We start from the raw sequence: 19,447 nt of genomic DNA, 5'->3' as shown, positions 1-19,447 counted from the left end.
TTTTATCTTGTGTGAAAATTTCGTCACAACATCCAAATCTATCTTAAAATCTTACCGCTCTAGGCTTACTTATATAATCAAATAAAATTTAAAAGCGTTTCTTCTAAAAATGCTTTATTCTTTGTTACAAGTAAAATTGATTTAAATTTTTAATTCTTTTTGAAATATCAAAGAAATTTGAAGAGTTTGTATAAAATAAATTTAACCGATAAATCCTGCTATTTTTGCAAATTTATCGGCTATTTTTTAGCATAAAAGGTTTGAAGCTAGCGCATTAAAACGCTGTTATAGTTGCCAAAAGTCCAAAGATTATACCTGGCAAGTTTGCAGCTGAAAGTGGATAGTCTTTTTTAGCTTTTAGTAGGCCGTAGCTTGTCCATATCGTGCAGTTTATCGCAGCAGCTAATGGCTGTATAAAAGGCGTTTTATGGCCATCAAGGTTGCCCATTATTTGTGGGATGTATGAAAAGTACATAACAACCGATAAGCACGTGCCTATCCAACCTAAAATTTGTAAATTTCTTTCACTCATGTGATCTCCTTTAAAAGTAGGCCATTATATTATTTTTAGCTTTATGATTAGCGTGGTAAAAAAATTAATTTTATCTGCAACAAAATGCTCTTTTTTTGCAAATTTAAGGGCAAAGCTTTGTAAAGTGATAATAAATTTAAAACAAGATGAGTTAGAAAATTTGGTTATACTTTTGTAATTTTTAAAATTTAAAAGGATAAAAGATGCAAACTTGCGTCATTTTAGCAGGTGGCAAGAGCTCGCGCATGGGTCAGGATAAGACCTTATTGCCATTTGGTGGCTTTGAAACGCTCACACACTATCAAGCCTCTAAATTTAGCAAAGTCTTTGATGAGGTTTTTGTAAGCTCTAAATTTGAGAAATTTAACCCGCCACTAAAGCTCATAAAAGATGAGAACAGCGAGGATTTTTCGCCGATGCTAGCGCTTTACTCTGTGCTTAAAAGCTTTGATCATAGCGTCTTTATCATCCCAGCTGATATGCCATTTTTTGATCTTGTAAGTCTTGACGAGCTGGCTAAATTTAAAGATGAATTTGACATGGTCGTAGCTGGCGATGATGAGCATATCCACTCGCTTTGTGGCTTTTTTAGCCCAAGCTTAGCCCCATTAGCCAAAGAGCTTTACCTAAAAAATGAGCATAAAATAGGTCTTTTAAGAAAAAGTTGCAAGCTTAAGGTGGTAAATTTTGAAAATAAAGAGCAGTTTTTTAACGTAAATTTCCCAGAAGAATACAAAATAGCAAACGAAATTCAAAAAAAGGAGCAAAAGGATGCGTAAGTTTATACTATTTTTGGCTCTTGCCTTTAGCCTTCTAACAGCAAGCGAGCTTAGCGAGTTTCAAAGGGCGCAGGCACTTGAGCAAAGTGGCGATATAAAGGGTGCTATGCAAATTTATAAAAGCATCGCCGCAAACTCTATAAACGCGCAAAGCATGGCTTCTCGGGCTAGCCTAAATGCTGAGCCAGCGACGCCAGAAGCAAAGATAAAGCAGGCTAAGATCACACAAGAAAACAAGGCTGATCATCATCTGCAAAACGCACTTGGCATCGAGCTTTATAAATTTAACTACCTTTTGCCAGTAACTTACGCTAAAACTGTGCCAGATGACGGGCGAAAGAGCGTTGAGACGAAGTTTCAAATAAGCCTTGCAAAGCCGCTATTTTACGACGTTTTTGGGCTTAGAGAGAGCCTTGTGGCAGCATATACGCAAACTTCTTGGTGGCAGATAACAAAAACCTCAGCTCCGTTTCGTGAGACAAACTATCAGCCTGAAATTTTCTTAAATTTCGCCTCTCCAAAATACCTAGAGCAAATAGGCGTGAAAAACCTAAAATTTGGACTTTTGCATGAGTCAAACGGACGAGATGGCACCAACTCAAGAAGCTGGAACAGAGCCTACGTGCAAGGCGATCTTGTCTATGGAGATTTAACCATCTCGCCAAGAGTTTGGAGCGTGATCGGCGAAAAGAACGACAATAAAGAAATTTTAAACTATATCGGGCACGGAGATCTAAGGCTTAGTTACAAGCTAAATGACCAAATTTTTAGCCTAATGCTAAGAAATAACTTACATTTTGATAAAACAAATAAAGGTGCGGCCGAGCTTTCATATATGTTTCCGATATTTTCAAGCGGCGTTTATAGCTATTTGCAGTATTTTACAGGATATGGCGAGAGTTTGATTGACTATGATAGGCACACTGACAAGGTTGGTCTTGGCTTTGTTATTTTAAAATAGCCTTAAAAATTTAATCTTATAAAGTGGCTAAATTTGGGCAGATGAAGTAAATTTTAGATAAATAACGAAAAAAATTTAACTAATAGAAAAACTTAAAAATATTAGAAAAAATATAAGCAAATTTTGCTAAAATCACTAGCAAAATCTCACAATAAAGGAGTTTTCATGAGCGGTATAGCTTTGATTGTCTGTTTTGTTATAGCAATCATTCTTATGATCCTTATGATCTCAAAACTCAAGGTGCATCCATTTTTGGCACTTATGAGCATATCTTTGGTGCTAGCAATCGTCGCAGGTATCGATCTATCCAAGATCCCAGCGATGATAGGCGTTGGCTTTAGTGGCACATTTAAGAGCATCGGCATCGTCATCATCTTTGGAACGATCATTGGCACAGTGCTTGAAAAAACGGGAGCTGCGCTAAAGCTAGCAGACATGGTTGTTAAGCTAGTCGGACAAAGACGCCCTGAGCTTGCCATGCTTATAATGGGCTGGGTTGTTGGCATCCCTGTGTTTTGCGATAGCGGTTTTGTCGTCTTAAACTCTATCCGCGAGGCACTTTATAAGAAAATTTCAGCAAGCCCAGTTGCTATGTCAGTAGCACTTAGTGGCGGCCTATATGCTTCTCACGTCTTCATCCCACCAACTCCTGGCCCGATAGCTGCTGCTGGCACACTTGGCCTTGGAGGAAATTTACTTCTTGTCATCATCATGGGCACAGTGGTTTCAGTGCCTGTTTTGGTAGCTGTTTATTTCTTTTCAAAAAGTATCGCTAAAAGCGTAACTATCAGCGACAAAGAGGCTGATGCTACGATAACAGCTAGCTACGAGGAGCTTTTAAAGAAATTTGGCAAATTGCCTTGCGGATTTTTAAGCCTTGCTCCTATCATCATGCCTATCATCTTCATGGCGGTTGGCTCTGTGATCGACGTTTTAGCAAAACAAGGCATGCTTGATAAAGCCGCACTCTTGCCAAAGATATTTTTATTTTTAGGTAATCCTATCATCGCCCTTGCGATCGGCGTGATCTTTTGTGTATTTTTACTAGCTGAAACTAAAAAGATGAGAGAATTTGATCATATAACAAACGAATCATTAAAGATCGCAGGTCCGATACTTTTTATCACCGCAGCTGGTGGCGTTTTAGGTAACGTCATTACTGAGGCTGGCTTTGTAAATTTCATAAAAGAAAATGCCTCAACTATAAAAGCGATAGGAATTTTCTTCCCATTCATCATCTCAGCCGTGCTAAAAACCGCTCAAGGAAGCTCGACTGTGGCTATCATCACGACAGCCTCTATCATGGGCGCATTTAGCGATGGCAACTCGCTCATGCACATACTTGGCTTTACGAGCGAAATTTCAGCCGCGCTTTGTGTCATGGCGATAGCATCAGGTGCGATGTGCGTATCTCACGCAAACGACAGCTACTTCTGGGTCGTGACAAACTTTAGTAAGATGACCGCAGATCAAGGTTACCGCACACAAACAGCGATGACATTTATCATGGGCGTTGTTGGAATGATCAGCGTTTATATACTATCTTTGGTGCTTTTATGAGAATTTTGGTTGCGATTGATTCATTAAAAGGCTCGCTAAGCTCACTTGAGGCGGGCCTTGCTATAAAAGAAGCCCTTGAAGAGTTTTGTGACGTCGTCGTAAAGCCAGTCGCTGACGGCGGCGAGGGCAGCGTGGAGGCTATGGCTGACGCACTTGATGCGAAATTTATAGATACCATCGTAAAAAACCCGCTTGGCACTGAAATTTTAGCTAGATATGCCCTAAAAGACGACCTTGCCATACTTGAGATGTCAAGCGCTTCTGGCCTTACTCTTATAAATCCTGATGAGAGAAATCCTATGAAAACTAGCACATTTGGATTTGGTCAGATGATAAAAGATGCCATTAGTAAAGGTGCTAGGAAATTTATCATAGGCATCGGCGGAAGTGCCACAAATGACGCTGGCACAGGCATGCTAAGCGCTCTTGGCTTTAAATTTTATGATAAAAATGGCGCTTTGCTTGAGGGCAAAGGCGAGGATTTGGCTCAAATTTGCGACTTTTCAGATGAAGAGGCGCTAAAAGAGCTAAAAGAGTGCGAATTTTTAATCGCTTGTGACGTGGATAATCCACTTTACGGACAAAAGGGCGCAGCCTACGTCTATGCCCCACAAAAGGGCGCAAATGGTCGCATGGTAAAGCAGCTTGATGATGGACTAAAGCACTTTGCAAGCCTTGTAAAAGAGAAAAATGGCACCAAATTTCATACGCAAAAGGGCGCTGGAGCAGCTGGCGGACTTGGCTTTGCTTTTGTGGCATTTTTGGGCGCGAAGCTCAAGCCTGGCATCGAGATCATCACACAGACAATAGCACTTGAAGATGAGATCAAAAAGGCTGATCTTGTCATCACTGGCGAGGGCCGCATGGACTTTCAAAGCACCATGGGCAAGACCCCAACAGGCGTGGCAAAGCTAGCTAAGAGGCATCATAAGCCAGTCATCGCGCTTGCTGGAAGCGTGCAAAGGTGCGCCAAAGACTGCCATAAACACGGCATAGATGCGTATTTTTGCATACTAAATGAGCCAATGAGCCTTGAAGAAGCCATGCGAAAAGATAATGCCATTAGAAATTTAAAGATGACCGCCGAGCAAGTCATCCGCCTTTATATGCTAAACCATAAAGCATAAATTTAAAAAAGATAGAAGCTAAATTTCTATCTTTTCCCCTAAATTTAACTTCAAATTTTACTCACAAAGTGCTACAAAAATTCTCAAAATTTAATACATTTTGCAAAAATAAAACCGCTTAAAAGCAAAGACGAATTTGGCAAGCAGAGTAAAATTTGCTTGCCAAATTTATTTTCATGCAGCTTTTTGCCCGTGTGTTGTAAATTTAAATTTAGATGCAGAGTAAGCTTTTGGGCTGCTTACAAGCTAAAAATTCTCACATATTTATAGGGCTTCATAGTTAAATTTAATGTTTTAAATTTAATATCATCTGAAGTGTGCTAGCTGGTCCTTCAAGCAGCGTTTTAAATTTGCATGGGTTAAATTTACTATTGATAGTTTGCTTTTAGTGCCCTAGTTCGCTAGATCCTCAGCCACTTTTGCAGCGAGTTTTAGCTTGTCACTATCAAAGTGCGTGTAAATTCGCGAGGTATTTAGGCTTGCATGCCTAAAAGCTTTTTACACTAGTTTAAGCCTTTTTGGTTACGACAAAGAGAAATTAAAAACAGCAGGCTTAAATTTAAATATAAAAACTATAAAAGCTTAAGCACATATCCATTTTCAGCTGTTTCAAGCTTATATTTATGCATCTTATCAAGCTCTAAAACCACTCTGAAATACTTATCATGCCAGCCGATTATGACGTTTTTAAATGTCTCGTTTTCAAGCTTTAAATTTCTAGTTTTAAAGCTTCTTGGAGGTTTTGCAAAGTCAAGTACGATCTTGTTTTTCTCGTAAGCAAAGTGTTTTAAATTTTTAGCTTTTGTGATGATATTTAGCTCTTTTTCATGCGCTAAAAAGCTCACAAATCCTAAGAATTTAACCTCTTTTTCGCTGCTCTTTGTCTCTTGTACAGGCTTTGAGGCTGGCTCAATTTTTACTTCGACTACCTTTTGCTCAGGCTTAGCTGGCTCTTTTGCTTTTTTTGTGCCAAGGTCGATCACTACGACGTTTGGAGTTGGTACGTCTGAGGTTTTATTTCTATCTTTGTTTGAAATTTTAGTCTCATTTTTTTCTATTATCACTGGCGTGCTAACCTTTTGAGCTGGCACCTCCGCCATCGTGACAGAAACGTCTAGTTTTTTAGCTGCGACTGGTTCTGGATTTTTCATCTTGCTTATGGCAAATTCATCGTTCCAGTCGATAGTTTTGTTTATATCAGTTAGTCTTTTTTCTTTTATGCTGCCGTCATTTGCTCTATATCTTATGGTGACATCAAGTAGTAACATCGCATCGCTTGGAAATTTAAACGAGAGCGAGTTGAAGCTGTCATATTTTTCTACGACATTTGTCGTCATAACGCTTGTGTTTAGCTCGCTAATAGGCATAAATGGGTTTTCTCTGGCGCATAAGCTCGCAGTCAAGATAGATAAAACTAACCAAATTTTCTTCATCGTTCCTACTTTTTATTAGAGTCTGGCTCAAGGCCTTGTAGTTCAAAATAGTCTTTTTGCAGACGTGCGTTTAGTTTTTTCAAAATTTCCACGTCTTCGCTAAGCCTCTCTTTTTTGCTCTGAAGGCTTAGCATCACGTCAAGTGAGCGTTTGCCAAACATCATGTTGCCCACATAAAAGGCAAACATAGCCACGCAAATGGTGGCTATGACGTAGCGTAATGTCGGCCGAACAAATTTTATGATTTTATGAAATATGCCATCTTCTTTGCCATATTCATCTAAAATTTCGCTCAAATATTATCCCCTAAAAACTCACCCGCCTCAAGCTCGATCTCGAGCAAGCGGTTGTATTTTGCGTTGCGCTCGCTTCTTGAGGTGGCACCTGTCTTTATCTCGCCAGTATTTAGTGCGACTGCGAAGTCAGCGATAAACGCATCTTCGCTCTCGCCGCTTCTGTGGCTCATGATGCAGCGGTAACCGTTTCTTTGAGCAAGGCGGACGGTTTGCATAGTTTGCGTGACTGAGCCTATTTGATTTGGCTTGATTAAGATCGCGTTTGCGATATTTTTCTCGATGCCTTCGCGTAAAATTTTCTCATTTGTGACAAATAGGTCGTCGCCAACTAGCTGCACCTTGCTGCCAAGCCTTTTTGTAAGCTCAGCCCAGCCGCTCCAGTCGTCCTCACTAAGGCCATCTTCGATAGAAAATATCGGATATTTTTCGCAAAGTTTTTCGTAGTAGCTAATGAGCTCGTCGCTGCTAAATTTCTTGCCTTCAAGCTCGTATTTGCCGTCTTTGTAAAGCTCGCTTGAAGCGACGTCAAGGGCTAGCTTTATCTGGCTGCCTAGCTCATATCCAGCCTCTTTTACGGCTTGTGAGATGAGATTTAGTGGCTCTTCGTTGTCTTTTAAATTTGGAGCAAAACCGCCCTCATCGCCGACAGCTGTGCTGTGTCCAGCTGCGTTTAGGATAGATTTTAGCTTGTGGTAAATTTCAGTCGCAGCTCTAAGTGCTTCGCTAAATGTGCTAAAACCAAATGGCATGATCATAAATTCTTGAAAATCAACGCTATTGTTTGCATGTGCGCCGCCATTTATTATGTTAAACATCGGCACTGGCAAGATGCTAGCGTTTGCACCGCCAAGGTAGCGATAAAGTGGGATATTTAGGCTCTTTGCAGCTGCGCGAGCTACCGCCATAGACACGCCAAGGACAGCGTTTGCGCCTAAATTTGAGTAGTTGTGTGTGCCATCAAGCTCAAGCATCTCCGCATCGACTGCCTTTTGGTTGTAAGCATCAAGTCCTATCACTGCTTCTGCGATCTTTTCATTTACGTTTGAAACAGCCTTTAAAACGCCTTTGCCAGCGTATCTCTCGTCTTTGTCACGAAGCTCTAGCGCCTCACGCTTGCCAGTGCTTGCGCCACTTGGTACGATCGCGCTTGCCTCGGTTCCGTCGCTTAGTCTAACTGTTGCACGAACTGTTGGGTTGCCTCTGCTGTCTAAAACCTCGTGAGCTTCTACATCTTCAATAAATACCATTATTCTTCTCCTGCTTCGTTTGTGTCGTCGTCTTCGTCTTTTGCGCCGCTGCTTATTAGGTGATCTATGCCCATTGAGCCTTTGATCGCCGCTACTATCTCGTCAGAAATTTCTGGGTGCTCTTTTAGGTAGGCTTTGGCATTTTCTCTACCTTGACCTAGTTTTTCAGCCTTGTAGCTAAACCACGCGCCTGATTTGTCAATGATGTCGAGTTTTACGCCATAGTCGATGATCTCGCCCTCTTTGCTCACACCCTCGCCAAACATGATGTCAAATTCAGCCACTTTAAATGGAGGTGCCACCTTGTTTTTAACGACTTTTGCTTTTGTACGGTTGCCGATAGGCTCGTCATTTTGTTTAAGTGTGGCTATCTTTCTGACATCGATCCTTACAGACGAGTAAAATTTAAGCGCATTACCGCCAGTTGTAGTCTCTGGCGTGCCATATCCCATCATACCGATCTTCATACGAATTTGGTTGATGAAGATAACAGTTGTCTTCATCTTGCTTAAAATTCCAGTTAGCTTTCTAAGCGCCTGACTCATTAGTCTTGCCTGCAAGCCAACGTGTTGATCGCCCATATCGCCGTCTATCTCGCTCTTTGGAGTAAGAGCTGCGACGCTATCAACTACGATAAGATCGATCGCACCGCTTCTTGCAAGTGTCTCAACGATCTCAAGTGCCTGCTCGCCAAAGTCAGGTTGAGAGACGTAGAGGTTGTCGGTATTTACGCCTAAATTTGAAGCGTATTTTACGTCTAGCGCGTGCTCTGCATCGACAAATGCACAAATTCCACCAGCTTTTTGCGCTTCAGCGATGATGTGAAGTGTGAGCGTGGTCTTACCAGAGCTCTCTGGTCCGTAGATCTCGATGATCCTGCCTTTTGGAACGCCGCCTATGCCAAGAGCCAGGTCAAGTCCTAGCGAGCCAGTCGGTATCGACTCGATAGCCTCAACCTCTTTGTCGCCAAGTCTTAAAAGCGTGCCTTTGCCAAAAGCTTTATCGATCTGCTTTAGCGCAAGCTCAAGCGCCTTTTTCTTGTCCGCTTCGCTCTCTGGGATAGCTATCTTTTTGTCACTATCTTTTTCTTTTGCCATTTTTTACCTTATAGTTGAAATTTGGCTTGATTTTATCTAAAAAGAGATGAATTTTACTTGATTTACTCGCAAATTATAATATTTTCGCCAAGCAGCGCAGCGCTATCAATAAGAGCAAAAAGCTGCTCTTTTTCAAACAAAAATCCATAAATTTGATCTTCGTTTTTTAGTATCGCTAGCTTAAATGGCTCCACAAGCGAGCTTGCGCAAAGGTTTAAAAAAGCTTCATCGATATGATTTTGTGAAATTTGGGGTTTGGTTTTGAAATTTTCATCTTTCATAAAAGAGATAAATTCCTCTTGCGAGGCTCTTTTATTAAATTTAAAAATTAATTTTTCTTTTAAGGCTTCAGCCAAAATTTCATCAAATTTAACTAGATCGATATGATCTTTTACGCCTAAAATTCTGGCAAAATTTAGCAAGTTTTTATCATAACTAGCCACATTTTTCTCATGCTCGCTTTGTGCCTTTTTAGCCCTATAAATGGCGTAAAATCCGATAGCTATAAACAAAAGTGAAAGGGTAAAAACTTCGCTCAAAAACTCACTCATCATCATCCTTATAAAATGCAAACTTCAGTCTTAAGCTCTACGCCAAATTTATCTAAAACTCTAGCTCTAGCCAAATTTATAAGGCTAGTGGCATCCTCAAAGCTTGCGTGGTTAAAATTTATCAAAAAATTTGCGTGCTCTTCGCTAAATTTCGCTCCGCCGATCACGTATCCCTTTAGTCCAACAGCCTCCAGCAACGCCCCTGCAAAGTGCCCTTCAGGATTTACAAAGCAGCTGCCAAAGCTAGCGCCTTTTGGCTGATTTGCCCTTTTTGCGCTTATGGCATCAGATATGCTCGCGTCAAAGCCACTTTGAAGCTCAAATTTAGCTCCCAAAATGGCCTCATCTATGCCGCTGTGGCGGTAGCTAAAGCTTATCTCCTCTTTGCTCACCCAGCCACGAGCCAGACGCACATGCGTGAGATTGTCGCTTATGCTAAATTTAAGCAGTCCAGCGTTCATCTTGATAAGTCCGCCAAGCGTGCCTGGGATATTTTTTAAAAACTCATGGCCAGCTATGTTGTTTTGCTTGCAGAAGTTATAAATTTTGGCTGATTTTGTCGCAGCACCTATCTCAAGGTAAATTTTTTCATCACAAATTTCTAAATTTATATAGTCAAAGCTCTTGCCAAGCATTGCCATTTTTGGGGGATTTGGCGAGATAAGAAGGTTGTTGCCCCCGCCTATCATCACAGCGCCTAAAAAGTGAGGTGAGCTTAGATCTTCAAGGCTATTTACCTCAAAAATTTCATGCACGCCGCCTATCCTAACCGAGGTAAATTTAGAAAAATCAACAAGCCTCGTCACTGGATAAATTCCGGTATAAAATCAAGCATACGAGTGGTAAACTCAACCATCATCGAGATCATCCAAGGCATTAAAAATATGATGACAACGACGACTAGTAAAATTTTTGGCACGAAGCTTAGCGTGGTTTCGTTTATCTGCGTGGTCGCTTGAAAGATGGAGATGATAAGACCTGCTATTAGTCCGCTTAGCAGCATCGGAAGGCTGATATAAAGGGCGATCTTAAAGGTTTCAACTCCAAGTGAGACAAGCGTACTTTGCATCAGCTAAACCTTGCTTCGTTGTATTCAGTTGGGATGAGGTAGTCGTTTACGTCGATCGGCTTTTCAAAAAAGCCTTTGTCATAGCCTATTTGATAGAGCTTATTTAGCGCTTTTAGCTGCGTTTCGTTCATGCTTATAGACTCGTCATTTGCGTATAAATTTAGATACGCTTTAAGCTCTTCTTTGCCAACTCTGATGAGGTTTCGCTCCATTAGCATGTGAGATAAAAATGGCTTGTGCGAAGTGGCGATCCTGACGGCTTCGCTAAGCACTCTCTCGCACTCGATCGCGTCGGTTATGGGCAGACTTCGTCTAAGTGCCATGCCACCAAGCGGAAGCGGTAAATTTTCGCCGTTTAGCTCGCTCCAAATGTCCCAAATTTCGCGCTCTACGCATAGCTGGTCTGAGAAATTTAAGATGCTTTCATGTATGAGTACGCCAGCATCGACTTCGCCGCTAAGCACGGCATTTTCGATCTCTAAGAAATTTTTATAAACGATCCTTGTCTCTGGGTAGGCTATGCGAAAGAGCAGGGCGTTTGTTGTGTTTTTGCCAGATAGTGCGACCTTGAAATTTCGCTTTAGCTGCTTATCTTTTAGCTTGATAAGCTTTGGGCCATATCCGTTGCCAAAGCTCACCGCGCAGCGTAAAAGTGCAAATTCATCGAAAATTTTAGGATAGAGCGCAAAGCTGATCGCTGTTGCCTCGTAAGTGCCTTTTAGCGCCTCTTCGTTTAGCGTTTCTATATCAAGCGCCTTTGATGTAAAGGCTAAATTTTTACTGCTAACCCAGCCAAATTTGACCGCGGCATACATGAAAATATCGTCAGCGTCCGGCGAGTGAGCGACGTTTATGGTTTTTAGATTGTGCAAAGATGATCCTTTTTTTGATTACGCCATTTTAATGAAATTTATTTAAAATAAAGTTTTAAGGGCGGTTTTGAAATGATTTTACCAGCTTTGCCCCTTTGAAATTTAGCACGTATTTCACGTCTATGGCGTCTTTAGCCCCTTTTCTTCGAGCTTGGAGCGTTGAGTAAAACGGATGCTTAAGTTCAAGCATCTTAATTAGTTTTTGATCGCTATCTTCTTTTTTTATATTTTCAACGATTATTGTCGTTATAAATTTGCCCTCAAACTCGTAAAATGGCCAGACTATCACGCCCGCGTCGTTTGTTTTAAAGTCCGTAATTTTAGACTTTTTAGGGATATTTAGCATGGAGATGATCTTTTTGCGGGAGCTGTCCGCATTTTGCACAGAGATCACCTTTACAAGCAGGTCTTTTTTGACTCCAAGACCATTTTGGCTAAAGCGATAAACGCCGTCCTCAACTATGCCAACCTTTTCAAAAGCGTTAGCGTAGTTTGCGGCGGTGCAAGCAGTCAGTAAAAGCGACAGAATCGTTAAAATTTTTATAAATTTCATCTTCTTTCCTAAAATTTAACTCTCATTAGTCTATCTGAAGCGTAATTTTTTCTGCCAAATTTAGCCTCACTTTTGCCGTTTAGCTCGACTAGATCGCCTGTAAAGCCACAAATGTCATTTTTAACAAGATAGCTTCCCACGCCGTAAGTATCAACTGGGGTGTTAAATTTCTCAAATTCGCTCATTTTTTGCGGATTAAAGCCTGAGCTAACTACGATCTTAACGTGCTTAAAGCCAGCTTTATCAAGCGCCTCTCTTAGGGCAAATATAAGCTCCTTGCAAACGCCGTGTGGGTCAAATTTACTCGTATCTTTGCCTTCAAAATACCTATCTATCAAATTTTTACTAGTATCAACTCTAACCGCACCAAGCCTCTCTTTTAGGGCATTTGCAGCCTTTAAAGAGTCCGTGATCACGTCGTTGTTATAATCAACCAAAGCCGTGATCTGCTCGTTTTTAAAGGTTTTAGCGTAAATTTGGCAAGCCTTCACCACGTCTCCGCCGCACATTTGAATGAGCGCATGAGGCATGGTGCCACCGCCTTTTAGCCCTGTAAGCTCGCCCTGAGCGTCTGTGGCGACCTTTTTGATGCCACCTACAAATGAGGCATATCCGTCGCCTGGCTGCGTGCAGATGTCGTCTTGTCTGTCTGCCATGCTAAAGACGTCCTTGCCATTTGCCGCTTTTATCACGTCTCTGGAGTTTGTCGCCACGCAGCTTCTTCTAGTGAGCGTCGCGTCGATGACGTTTTCTAAAAAGCCGAAATTTTCATACTTGCCGCTTATCTTTAAAACTGGCTCGTTTGCATTTATGATATCGCCATCATCAAGCGCGTAAATTTCAAGCTCGCTTGGGTTTTTGGCAAATTTATTGATTATCGCTAAAACCTCGTCGATACCGCAAAGCATGATATCATCACGCCTTTGAAAAAACTGCATCGTCACGTGCTGATCAGGCAGGTTTTGCTTGATTATCTCATTTACTTTTAGAAAGTATTTCGCCGTAAAATAGCCCTCGCCGATCCTTGGATCTAGCCTAAAAGTCTTATCTGTTAGCCTCTCTATCTTGCCTTGCATCTTTAGCTCAAGTTCGTTCATGTCTATCCTTTTGTTTTTGCGAGATTATACCATTTTAGCGAAATTTGGCGCAGGCAAAATAGGGCTAGTAAATTTATGCAAGCAATCTTTATGCCTCAAAAATTTATCCTAGCGCTCTCGCGCGGTCTTGGCGAGGTTGGCATAACGCTCATTTTAGGCGGCAATATCATAGGTAAAACAGATACCATCTCACTTGCTATCTACAACGCTGTCTATGACGGCAGAAGCGATCAGGCACTCGCTTTAAGCCTTGTTTTAGTTGTGCTTAGTTTTATCTTATTTTTTATTATAAATTTGCTAGATAAAAGTAGGGTTTAGCACAAATTTTATGCCAGCTAAAAATTAAATTTATTTAAATTTCGCTACAATTAGGGGCTTATATAAAAATTTAGGAGAATTTTCTATGAAAAAAGAAGATATAAAAGAGCTTATCGAATTTTTTAATGGTATGGAGATGAATCATATCAAGATAAAAAGTGGTGATTTTGAGGTCGAGGTAGAGAAATTTGCTGATTATTGCGCGCCTGCAAAGCCAGTGGCACAAGCAGCAGCTCCAGCGCCAACACCTGTAAATGTTGTCGTTAGCTCAGAGGTAAAACCAGCTGCAAATTCGCCAAAAGATAGCATAAAATCTCCTATGGTAGGTACTTTCTACGCTGCTCCAAGCCCAGGCGCTGCACCATTTGTAAAAGTGGGTCAAAGGGTGAGAAAAGGCGATGTAGTGGGCATCATCGAAGCTATGAAGATCATGAACGAGATCGAGGCTGAATTTGACTGCCAGATCACTGAGATGCTAGTCTCTGACGGACAGCCAGTTGAGTTTGGATTGCCGTTGTTTGGCGTGGAGAAAAATTAATGGAATTAAAAAGAATTTTAATCGCAAACCGCGGTGAGATCGCTCTTCGTGCTTTGCGAACGATAAAGGAGATGGGTAAAGAAGCCGTTGTAGTTTATTCAACCGCCGACAAAGACGCGCTTTATGTAAAATACGCCGACGTAGCCATCTGCATCGGTAAAGAGCGCTCAAGCGACAGCTACCTAAACATCCCAGCTATCATAAGTGCAGCTGAGATCAGCGAAGCAGACGCTATCTTCCCAGGTTATGGCTTTTTAAGTGAAAATCAAAATTTTGTTGAAATTTGCTCACACCACAAGATCAAATTCATTGGACCAAGCGTTGCTGCGATGGCTTTGATGAGCGACAAGAGCAAGGCAAAACAGGTCATGCAAAGAGCTGGAGTGCCAGTCATCCCTGGCTCAGACGGCGCTGTGGCTGATACAAAAGCTGCAAAAGAGCTAGCCAAAAAGATCGGCTATCCTGTCATCTTAAAAGCTGCTGCAGGTGGTGGCGGACGCGGTATGCGCGTGGTTGAAAAAGAGGCTGATTTAGAAAAAGCATTTTGGTCTGCTGAGAGCGAGGCGATGAGTGCGTTTGGCGATGGCACGATGTATATGGAAAAATATATCCTAAATCCACGCCACATCGAGGTTCAAATCATCGGCGATAGCCACGGCAACGTGCTTCACATAGGCGAGCGTGACTGCTCTATGCAGCGCCGCCACCAAAAACTGATCGAAGAGAGCCCAGCTATCTTGCTTGATGAAAAAACAAGAGAGAGGCTACATGAAACTGCCATAAAAGCGGCAAAAGCGATCGGCTACGAGGGGGCAGGTACGTTTGAGTTTTTGGTTGATAAAAATTTAGACTTTTATTTCATCGAGATGAACACAAGACTTCAAGTCGAGCACACGGTAAGCGAAATGGTAAGCGGACTTGATATTATAGAGCTTATGATAAAAGTGGCTGAGGGCGAAAAGCTACCTTCACAAAAGAGCATCGAGCTAAAAGGCCATGCGATCGAGTGTAGGATCACAGCCGAGGATCCAAACACCTTCACACCATGCCCTGGCAAGATCACAAAATATGTCTGCCCAGGCGGCCGCAACGTGAGAATGGATAGCCACATCTACCAAGACTACTCTATACCGCCGTATTACGACAGTATGATCGGAAAGCTTGTTGTTTGGGACACTGATAGAAACAGAGCCATTCATAAGATGAAAGTTGCTCTTGATCAGCTCATAATAAGCGGCATCAAAACAACAAAAGACTTTCACATCGCCATGATGGAAAACAAAGACTTTTTAAGCAACAACTACGATACAAACTATCTTTCAAGACATTAAAACTAAATTTTAAACCATTGTCTTTTTTTGGCTTTGGTTTAAAATTTCATATTTAAATTTATTTTATATAAGCTAAATTTTTATGAATTGAGTTATTTTAAATTTAAGAGAAATTTAGCCAGATTGTAACTATAAAATGCAATAAATACTAAAAATTTATCTAAATTTATTAGTAGCAACTAAGTTTTGTGATATTCATACCATTTTTAAAATATGGCGGGTAGGGCATAGTCACGGTAAATGGCACCGCTTTTTGCTTTGGTAAATTTTGGGCTACGTCAAATTTATATGCCACAGTGTTTGGCCTCTCGTCTTCATCGCCTCCAAAGACCCATGAGAAAAATGAGATCCCGCTTGGTTTAAATAGTGCCTCGCCACCGAGGTCATTTTTATTTAGCGGCTGATTAATGAGCTTAATTGTAAGGGTGCATTTGCTAATGGTAAATTTACCGACATTTCTTACTTGACCACGAAATACGATGCTTTCATTTCTTAACACTCGCTCGCTTTTTACGCCTTCGACTATGCCTTTTTTGGTGTATTTATCAAGAACTAGCATCAAAAAAATGGCAAGCGTGGTTGAGACCAAAATGTTTGTAAAAAGTAGTGATAAAAATAGCTTTCGCTCGGCTCTAAGCGAGAGCACAAGAAATAAAATAGAAAGTAGTGCGATCGCAAAAAGCACGATGATATGAACGATGGTAAAGTAGTTTGAACTCATCAAAAACACTCCGCTTTTTTGGTGATATTGTAGTCAATAAATGCAAAGTCATTGACAAATTCTCTTATCTGCTTGCTCTGCTTTGGCAAAAGCGCTTCATTTAAAATGATCCTTTTTTTAGCAAAAGAGTTTAGTGAATTTAGAAAATTTCTCGTGCTTTGTTTTGAGCCAAGGTAGAAGCCAAGCTCGATTTTGCAAACGTTTAATGTATAGTTTGAATTATTTGTGATGTTAAAATCAACCATCAACGCATCTACATATTGAAGCTGTTTTGTGTTTATTTTGCTTATGCTAACTGGTCTTAAATTCTCATTTATATATTTGTTTGCGTAGTAGTTACCTGCGAAAAGTCCCAAAAAACCGGCTAGGATAAATAAAAATCCTATCTGCCACCATGATTTTATCGCGACGAAAATTCCTAAAAGCACGATAAAAATAAAGGCTAAAAACACCCAACCATAGGCTAGAAAGTCGATAAGTTTGGCGTTTTGAAGTATGAAAAGTATGTTATGCTTGATGCTATTTAACATCTCGCGATCTTTTTTCTTCGATGCCACTCATGCCAAAACGCCTTGCAAGCTCGTTTTTGACGGCATCTGGATGTATGTTGTGGGCTGAAAGTGCCACAAGTGCGTGAAAGCAAAGATCAGCTGCTTCATAGATGAGGTCATTTTTTGCTTTTTGCTCATCTTGTTTTATCTGCTTGGCAAAACTAAGCTCTTTTGCCGCCATGACAAGCTCCGTAGCCTCTTCGCCAACTTTTTTTAGAATTTGATTTTCACCCTTTTTAAAAAGGCTTGCCACGTATGAAGTTTGCGGATCAGCATTTAGCTTTCTATCTTCTATAACGTGATAAAGCTCGTCAATGACGCCGTAACTTGGCTTTTTAACCTCGCATTTTTGATCAGAAATTTCTAAATTTTCTAAATTTATCTCGTTAAAAAAGCAAGACCTTGCCCCAGTGTGACAAGCAGCGCCTCCATTTTGAATGACTTTTAAAAGCAAAGTGTCGTTGTCGCAGTCTAAAAACGCAGCCTTGATCTCTTGTGTGTTGCCACTCTCTTCGCCTTTTTTCCAAATTCTATTTTTAGTGCGTGAAAAGTAGTGAGCGTAGCGGCTAGATAGACTTAAATTTAGTGCTTCTTCGTTCATAAAAGCAAGCATCAAAACCTCGTTTGTAGCATGATCGCAAACCACCACCGGGAGCAATCCACTAACCTTTTGCCAGTCTATACTTTTTGCTACGCTATTCATTTTTACCTTTCGCTAACCGAGCTAGCTTTTGCCCTATCTTTTGCATCTAGCCAGATATTTGGCACAGCTCCGCCAGGTGTTAAGAAAATTTTGGCATCTTTGTTCTCTTTAAGAGCGTCGTTAAATCTATTTTGTGTCTCGATCTGTTTTAAATTTAATAAATTTTGATCGACACTTTTTGCGATCTCTTTGTTTGCATACGCAGTCGCATCAGCCTCGATCTTGATAGCATCTGCCTTACCCTTTGCCTCGATGATCGCAGCTTTTGCGCTACCTTCGGCAAGTGCAGCTTGTTTTAGAGCCTCTTGATTTGCCCGCTCGACCTCGTATTTTGTCCTCTCGGCCTCTTGTTTAGCGATCTGGACGCGCTCGATCTGCTCTTTTACCTTTGAAGGCAAGATGATCTCACGAAGCTGCACAGTTAGAAGCTCGACTGGCTTGTTTGGCTGAGAGTCGATGTCTTTTCTTATGCCCTCATCGATCTGCCTTGCTAGGTCATTTCTCTTAGTTGGCAGCTCTTCGGCTGTATATTTACCAGCGATGCTGCGAACCACGTCACGCACGACAGGATCAACGATCTTGCTCTCCCAGCTAAGACCCCAAGATGCGATAGTTTGTGGTGCATTTTCTGGATTTAGGCGGTACTGCACGGTGATATCTATGCTAACTGGTAAATTTCTAGCGTCCAAAACCGAGATCGAGTTTTTGCGTAAAATTCCAGCTCCCTGATAAGACTTTTGCAAGCTCTCGCCCATGTCCTCGCCTGAAGTGTAGTTGATGATCCTAACTCTAGTATCAACTACGATGATATTTTGGATAAATGGCAAAAAGAAGTGAAATCCTGGTTGCAAAGGATTTGGCTCATATTTACCCGCTGTGGCTTTGATGCCGACCTCGCCCGAGTGTATCACTTTAAATGGCTGAGTGATAGCAAGGATCGCGATAATGGCGATTATGATGTAGGCTAGCGCACCAAATTTGCCAAAGCCGCTTGGTATATTTGGCATTTTAAAATCCTTTTTAAAAGGTGGCTCTTTGTCGTTATTTTGACTAGAGCCCCTGTTGTCATTACCTGGCTTTTTTTTGTTGAAATAATCATTTAAATCAGCGGGCATTTCGTTCCTTTAAATCTTAAATATATGTTAAAAATGATTCGTATTTTTTGTTTAGACCATAAACTACGTCAAAGTAAGCTTTTTGTAATCTCTTTGTCACTTCGCCTCTAGCACCATTGCCGATGATGCGGTTGTCTATGCTATTTATCGGCGTTACTTCAGCTGCTGTACCAGTAAAAAACGCCTCGTCAGCTGTATATGCCTGATCTCTTGTGATGCGCTCTCTTCTTACTTCGATGTCAAGATCGTGAGCAAGTCTTATGACTGTATCTTGAGTGATGCTAAGTAGGCTGTTGTCATTTGGTGGAGTGATCAATGCGCCATTTTCAACGATGAAGAAGCACTCGCCTGGGCCCTCAGCTACAAAGCCCTCGCTGTCAAGAAGCAGCGCCTCGTCGTATCCAGCCTCTTTTGCTTCGTAGTTTGCCATTTGTGAGCTTAGGTAGTTTGAGCTAGCTTTTGCTCTGTTCATTTGAGCAGCAGGAGCTAGTTTGGCAAAGCTTGAAATTTTAACTCTGATGCCTTTCTCTAAGCCTTCATCGCCAAGATATGCACCCCACTCCCATGAAGCGATAGCAGTTTGAACCGGTGCTTTTGTGTGCGCTACGCCCATCACGCCGTATCCTAAAAAGACAAGTGGGCGGATATATACGTTGCTGTTATATTTATTTGCGCGAAGTAGCTCAATCTGCGCTTTTTCAAGCTCTTCTTCAGTGTAAGGCACGTTTAAAACGGTCATTTTTGCTGATCTTAAAAGTCTTTTTGTGTGGTCTTTGAGTCTAAAAATAGCTAGACCTTTTTTTGTTTTATAAGCTCTTGTGCCCTCAAATACGGCATTAGCGTAGTGCAAAGAGTGAGTTAGAACGTGTACTTTTGCATCGTCCCATTTTACTAGTTTTCCATCCATCCAGATGAATTCTGAAGCGTTCATAATTAAACCTTTCTTTTTTAGAAATTTGATCCGAGTTTATCTAAAATTGCTTTAAATTTACATTT

At 41.2% G+C, this 19,447-nt stretch carries 22 protein-coding genes and 2 pseudogenes; 7 read left to right on the top strand and 17 right to left on the bottom strand.

The genetic code is table 11. The features are described 5' to 3' along the window. Positions 1–274: 274 nt before the first annotated feature. Positions 275–532 (bottom strand): SemiSWEET family transporter, encoded by a 258-nt coding sequence (locus B9N65_RS08290; RefSeq protein WP_087583541.1) that lies wholly within the window; start codon positions 530–532, stop codon positions 275–277. 203 nt (positions 533–735) lie between these two features. On the opposite strand from B9N65_RS08290, the gene B9N65_RS08285 reads away from it, so the two are divergent. From B9N65_RS08285 to B9N65_RS08270, 4 genes are all read left to right on the top strand, one after another. Beyond that, positions 736–1,311 carry a molybdenum cofactor guanylyltransferase gene (locus B9N65_RS08285; RefSeq protein WP_087583540.1) on the top strand — a complete coding sequence of 192 codons (576 nt, stop codon included), beginning with the start codon at positions 736–738 and terminating at the stop codon, positions 1,309–1,311. Then, on the top strand, positions 1,304–2,272 hold the full coding sequence (locus B9N65_RS08280) for a phospholipase A (protein ID WP_087583539.1): 969 nt from the start codon (positions 1,304–1,306) through the stop codon (positions 2,270–2,272). Before B9N65_RS08285 ends, B9N65_RS08280 begins: the two co-directional genes overlap by 8 nt. A 165-nt stretch (positions 2,273–2,437) precedes the next feature. Further along, positions 2,438–3,832, top strand: coding sequence for a GntP family permease (locus tag B9N65_RS08275; protein WP_087583538.1), 1,395 nt, complete (start codon positions 2,438–2,440; stop codon positions 3,830–3,832). Beyond that, complete coding sequence (locus B9N65_RS08270) at positions 3,829–4,959, top strand: glycerate kinase family protein (RefSeq protein ID WP_087583537.1); 1,131 nt, start codon at positions 3,829–3,831, stop codon at positions 4,957–4,959. The genes B9N65_RS08275 and B9N65_RS08270 overlap by 4 nt, the downstream gene beginning before the upstream one ends. A 393-nt stretch (positions 4,960–5,352) precedes the next feature. Here the strand turns inward: B9N65_RS08270 and B9N65_RS11315 are convergent. From B9N65_RS11315 to B9N65_RS08215, 11 genes and pseudogenes are all read right to left on the bottom strand, one after another. Next, positions 5,353–5,457, bottom strand: a pseudogene (locus B9N65_RS11315) (tyrosine-type recombinase/integrase); the annotation flags it as partial. Between the two features lie 74 nt (positions 5,458–5,531). Next, on the bottom strand, positions 5,532–6,392 hold the full coding sequence (locus B9N65_RS08260; protein ID WP_087583536.1) for an AMIN domain-containing protein: 861 nt from the start codon (positions 6,390–6,392) through the stop codon (positions 5,532–5,534). Positions 6,393–6,397: 5 nt separating this feature from the next. Beyond that, complete coding sequence (locus B9N65_RS11360) at positions 6,398–6,580, bottom strand: hypothetical protein (RefSeq protein WP_180385140.1); 183 nt, start codon at positions 6,578–6,580, stop codon at positions 6,398–6,400. Positions 6,581–6,684: 104 nt separating this feature from the next. After that, entirely contained in the window at positions 6,685–7,935 is a 1,251-nt protein-coding gene (gene eno, locus B9N65_RS08250) for a phosphopyruvate hydratase (protein ID WP_087583535.1), read from the bottom strand. Further along, entirely contained in the window at positions 7,935–9,032 is a 1,098-nt protein-coding gene (gene recA, locus B9N65_RS08245) for a recombinase RecA (RefSeq protein WP_087583534.1), read from the bottom strand. Before recA ends, eno begins: the two co-directional genes overlap by 1 nt. 62 nt (positions 9,033–9,094) lie before the next feature. After that, on the bottom strand, positions 9,095–9,583 hold the full coding sequence (locus B9N65_RS08240) for an addiction module antitoxin (protein WP_087583533.1): 489 nt from the start codon (positions 9,581–9,583) through the stop codon (positions 9,095–9,097). 8 nt (positions 9,584–9,591) lie between these two features. Further along, positions 9,592–10,389: a UDP-N-acetylmuramate dehydrogenase gene (locus B9N65_RS08235; RefSeq protein WP_087583532.1), complete on the bottom strand. Its 798-nt coding sequence runs from the start codon at positions 10,387–10,389 to the stop codon at positions 9,592–9,594. Beyond that, the gene (gene fliQ, locus B9N65_RS08230; protein WP_223154231.1) at positions 10,386–10,655 is read right to left on the bottom strand and encodes a flagellar biosynthesis protein FliQ; all 270 of its coding nucleotides are present in this window, start codon (positions 10,653–10,655) and stop codon (positions 10,386–10,388) included. Before fliQ ends, B9N65_RS08235 begins: the two co-directional genes overlap by 4 nt. Continuing rightward, positions 10,652–11,467: a menaquinone biosynthesis family protein gene (locus tag B9N65_RS08225; RefSeq protein WP_374220077.1), complete on the bottom strand. Its 816-nt coding sequence runs from the start codon at positions 11,465–11,467 to the stop codon at positions 10,652–10,654. Before B9N65_RS08225 ends, fliQ begins: the two co-directional genes overlap by 4 nt. Positions 11,468–11,579: 112 nt before the next feature. Next, positions 11,580–12,077 carry a chemotaxis protein gene (locus B9N65_RS08220; RefSeq protein WP_087583530.1) on the bottom strand — a complete coding sequence of 166 codons (498 nt, stop codon included), beginning with the start codon at positions 12,075–12,077 and terminating at the stop codon, positions 11,580–11,582. Positions 12,078–12,085: 8 nt separating this feature from the next. Further along, complete coding sequence (locus B9N65_RS08215; protein WP_087583529.1) at positions 12,086–13,174, bottom strand: nicotinate phosphoribosyltransferase; 1,089 nt, start codon at positions 13,172–13,174, stop codon at positions 12,086–12,088. Positions 13,175–13,279: 105 nt separating this feature from the next. On the opposite strand from B9N65_RS08215, the pseudogene B9N65_RS08210 reads away from it, so the two are divergent. The 3 genes and pseudogenes from B9N65_RS08210 to B9N65_RS08200 form a co-directional block, all read left to right on the top strand. Next, positions 13,280–13,492: pseudogene (locus B9N65_RS08210) on the top strand (molybdate ABC transporter permease subunit); the annotation flags it as partial. 85 nt (positions 13,493–13,577) lie between these two features. After that, complete coding sequence (accB, locus tag B9N65_RS08205; RefSeq protein WP_087583527.1) at positions 13,578–14,030, top strand: acetyl-CoA carboxylase biotin carboxyl carrier protein; 453 nt, start codon at positions 13,578–13,580, stop codon at positions 14,028–14,030. Next, complete coding sequence (locus B9N65_RS08200) at positions 14,030–15,361, top strand: acetyl-CoA carboxylase biotin carboxylase subunit (RefSeq protein ID WP_004317853.1); 1,332 nt, start codon at positions 14,030–14,032, stop codon at positions 15,359–15,361. Before accB ends, B9N65_RS08200 begins: the two co-directional genes overlap by 1 nt. 169 nt (positions 15,362–15,530) lie before the next feature. Here B9N65_RS08200 and B9N65_RS08195 read toward each other — a convergent pair whose 3' ends face one another. From B9N65_RS08195 to B9N65_RS08175, 5 genes are read right to left on the bottom strand one after another with little or no spacing between them, the layout of a single operon-like run. Beyond that, positions 15,531–16,082: a DUF2393 family protein gene (locus B9N65_RS08195; RefSeq protein WP_021088134.1), complete on the bottom strand. Its 552-nt coding sequence runs from the start codon at positions 16,080–16,082 to the stop codon at positions 15,531–15,533. Beyond that, on the bottom strand, positions 16,082–16,612 hold the full coding sequence (locus B9N65_RS08190; RefSeq protein WP_087583581.1) for a DUF2393 family protein: 531 nt from the start codon (positions 16,610–16,612) through the stop codon (positions 16,082–16,084). Before B9N65_RS08190 ends, B9N65_RS08195 begins: the two co-directional genes overlap by 1 nt. Next, positions 16,602–17,336: a bifunctional phosphoribosyl-AMP cyclohydrolase/phosphoribosyl-ATP diphosphatase HisIE gene (gene hisIE / locus B9N65_RS08185; RefSeq protein ID WP_087583526.1), complete on the bottom strand. Its 735-nt coding sequence runs from the start codon at positions 17,334–17,336 to the stop codon at positions 16,602–16,604. Before hisIE ends, B9N65_RS08190 begins: the two co-directional genes overlap by 11 nt. Before the next feature lie 2 nt (positions 17,337–17,338). Further along, positions 17,339–18,451 carry a prohibitin family protein gene (locus B9N65_RS08180; RefSeq protein WP_087581389.1) on the bottom strand — a complete coding sequence of 371 codons (1,113 nt, stop codon included), beginning with the start codon at positions 18,449–18,451 and terminating at the stop codon, positions 17,339–17,341. Between the two features lie 16 nt (positions 18,452–18,467). Then, positions 18,468–19,382, bottom strand: a complete 915-nt coding sequence (locus B9N65_RS08175) for a branched-chain amino acid transaminase (RefSeq protein ID WP_087583525.1) — start codon at positions 19,380–19,382, stop codon at positions 18,468–18,470. Positions 19,383–19,447: the final 65 nt, after the last annotated feature.

Origin of the sequence: Campylobacter concisus (assembly GCF_002165815.1) — a bacterium.
Taxonomy (GTDB): Bacteria; Campylobacterota; Campylobacteria; order Campylobacterales; family Campylobacteraceae; genus Campylobacter_A; species Campylobacter_A concisus_BH.
This window is presented reverse-complemented; position numbering and strand designations above follow the sequence as displayed.